This window comes from Frankia sp. CoWAU3, from assembly GCF_977971855.1.
On the sequence record NZ_CDWWXB010000264.1, the window covers coordinates 1,644 to 4,515 of the forward strand.

3 protein-coding genes are annotated in these 2,872 nt (G+C 72.5%); all 3 read left to right on the plus strand.

Translation table 11 applies throughout. The annotated features are described in order from the left end of the window. Positions 1 to 276: 276 nt before the first annotated feature. A complete protein-coding gene (locus AC08ON_RS16820) occupies positions 277 to 1,362 on the plus strand; it encodes an OmpA family protein (RefSeq protein ID WP_476608476.1) in 1,086 nt (361 codons plus the stop codon). A 264-nt stretch (positions 1,363 to 1,626) separates the two neighbouring features. Then, the gene (locus AC08ON_RS16825; RefSeq protein ID WP_476608475.1) at positions 1,627 to 1,839 is read left to right on the plus strand and encodes a (2Fe-2S)-binding protein; all 213 of its coding nucleotides are present in this window, start codon (positions 1,627 to 1,629) and stop codon (positions 1,837 to 1,839) included. A 494-nt stretch (positions 1,840 to 2,333) separates the two neighbouring features. After that, positions 2,334 to 2,843 carry a hypothetical protein gene (locus AC08ON_RS16830; protein ID WP_476608474.1) on the plus strand — a complete coding sequence of 170 codons (510 nt, stop codon included), beginning with the start codon at positions 2,334 to 2,336 and terminating at the stop codon, positions 2,841 to 2,843. Positions 2,844 to 2,872: the final 29 nt, after the last annotated feature.

A 2,872-nucleotide genomic window follows, 5' to 3' on the forward strand; every position in this document is an offset into this window, starting at 1 on the left:
TGCGGGTCACACCGGTGGCGCGAGCCGATGGAGCGCACGCGAACTGATCGCGGTAGGTGGCCGGGGCCGATCCGACCGGGGCCGATCCGACCGGTGTCGGCTTGGTGTGGCTCCCCAGGTGGGTGCATCTTTCGCCCCGATGCGTTACTTCTGGGACCGATGTGCGAAAGTTGCGGGACAGCGGTTTTCCCGGCCGCGTCCGACCTTGCGGCACCCCTCTCCCCACACCACCTCGAAGATCCCGCGTCCGGTCCGATCCCGCTCGGAGTCCGATCGATGTCCCTGTCCACGGCCGTGCGCCTGCAACGTCCGCGCCCGGTCGCCTTCGCCATCGCACTCGTGCTGGCGTGGTTGCTGCTTGCCCTTGTCGCGTTCGCCCTGCGCCGCGGTCCCATCGAGGATGATCTCGCCGCCCGGGCGGCCGCGGCGGTCCGGTCCACCGGCGGCGTGCACGCCCAGGTTCACGTCGAGGGGCGTGAGGCGGTTGTCACCGGTCGTTTCCCGAGTGCCGCCGCCGCCGAACAGGCGAGAGCCGCGGTCGCCGGCACGACCTCCGCGCGTCTCGGCGACGACGTGGTCATCGCGACCGAACCCGCGCGCCCCCTGGTGCTCGCTGTGGCCGGCCGAGGACTGTCGATCACGGCGACCGTGCCCGACCGGGCGAGCCGTGCCGCGTTGCTCGCTGCCGTGGCGGACGCGAGCGGTGGCTCGGTGACCGGTGAGGTCCGGGTCGACCCGGCCGTGGCGGAGCCGCCGGTGGAGGTGGTGGCCGCCGTCGCGGCGGCGCTGCGCGGTTTTCCCGGGAACCACTCGGCCACGGTCTCCGGGACGACCGTGGCGGTGGCCGGCAGTGCCCCCGACGAGGTCACGAGGCGGCGCCTCGGCGCCCAGGTGCTGGCAGCGGCCGGTACCACCGTCCCCGATGCCACCCTGGACAACCGGCTTGTCGTCCCGCGCGAGAAGCCTGCCGCCGCGGCGGCGAAGCCCACCTCCGATGCCGCGGCCCTCGCGGCCCTACGCGCCGCCCTCGACGCTCGGAACGTGACGTTCCTGGTCGGCGCAGCAACGCTGAGCCCCCCGGCCCGCCTTTGGCTTGACCGGGTGGCGGCGGCGCTGCGCGCCGGCCGGGTCGTGGTCCTGGTCGGCGGCCACACCGACGCCTCCGGGCCGGCGACCCTCAATCAGGCGTTGTCTCTGGACCGGGCCCAGGTGATTGCCGACTACCTGGCGGACCGGGGCGTACGTCCCGACCTCATGCGCGTCGCCGGGTTCGGTTCCCGGTGGCCGGTGGCCGACAACGCCACGCCTCGGGGACGGGCGGCCAACCGTCGGGTCGAGATCGTTCCGTGGCCCGACCGCTGATTCTGGGCGAGCCGGATCTCGGGTCCGGCGGGGCTGTCGGGCCCGGCCGATTTCCGGCCCAGTACCACGATGATGTCGCGGATGCGCGCCCGTCTTGCCTGCGGCGGGTGGCCCATGGCATCCTCTGCTTAGGGAAGCCTTAGCTAAGGCCGCTCCACGGGGTCGACTGCTCCACGGGGTCGAAGGATCATCGACAGATCGACAGGGTCGCGAACTGCCGCTTGGCCGTCCGCGTGCTGGCTGTCTCGGGCGTGGTGAGGTGCGGTGTTCGTCTGTTCGTGCTTCGCGGTGTCCGACCGGTTGCTACGCAACGTGATCGCCTCGGGTGCCTGCGACGTTGACGCCGTCGGCGAGCGATGTGATGCCGGGACGGGCTGTGGTGGCTGTGTGGAGGAGATCGCCGAGCTGTTGGGTGAGGCGTCCGCGCGCCGCGGCAGTCCGGTTGCCAGAGCGGGGCAGGGTTCCGGGTCGGGTTAGGGCCGCGCGGCGGCCGAAGTGCCGCCGTTGCCGTCGTCACGGAACATCATCAACGCTCTAAGTACGGTCGCGTTCCTGGCCCGTCGACTACGGAATGAGACCGGCTACGGCCGATATCTCGGACCGCCGGCGGACCGGCCCGCCTCCGCGGTGATCGTGCGTCGGGCCAGGTGACCATCATGCTCGGGCGGTGTCCCCGCGCCCGGACACATCCGGTCCACCCGCGAGCTACCGCGTGGAGCTACCGCGTGGTGGGATCACCCTCGCGCTGCCACGACGGCATACGGATGACCCACCCCGACATTGCCGGCTACCGTGGGCCAACCGGCCGAAGTCCGCCTGAGAGGTAGCATCGGCCGGTCGATCCGGCCGAGCCGCGACGCCTCGCTGGTTGCGAGGCACGAGGTCGGCGACGGCGCTGAGTCGGCTGCGCCAGCCGGATCGCGGGCGATGCCTACGGGTACGGTACGGTACCCCGTGAGGAGGTCGTGGCGATGTCCGCTCGCCAGGTGCGGCGGTTTCAGCTGGAGCGTGACGTTGACGTCTCCGGCGTCTCCGGGACGGGTGCGGTCGCGTTCGGGGTGCAGGCCCCCGACGGCACCTGCGTGCTGTGGTGGGACTCCGAACACGATTCCATCGGGATCTATCCGACGATGGAAACGCTGCTTGCCATCCACGGACACGGCGGAAGTACCCGCGTCGTCTACATTGACGCCGCCGACCAGACCGTCCCCGCGGTTGAGGTGGGGCCCGCCGCCTCGGCCGTTCCCGTCCTCTCCGCGGCGTCGCCTGTGCCGGGTCCGGCGTCGCCTGTGCCGAGCCCGGCGTCGCCCAGACCGAGCCCGGGGTCGCTGGCCACCCCGGCCCGGTCGGCCCGGCCGAATGCGCCCCTGCGTGCCGCACCGCCGCTACGCCTCGGTTCCGCGGCGCGTTCGGCCGCCGCGGCTCGTGGCCCGCGTCCTTCGCCGACCCGCAAGGCGCAGCCCGGGGGTGACGGCCGCTGATCAGGTCAGTGATCATGCCGGCTTGCGCC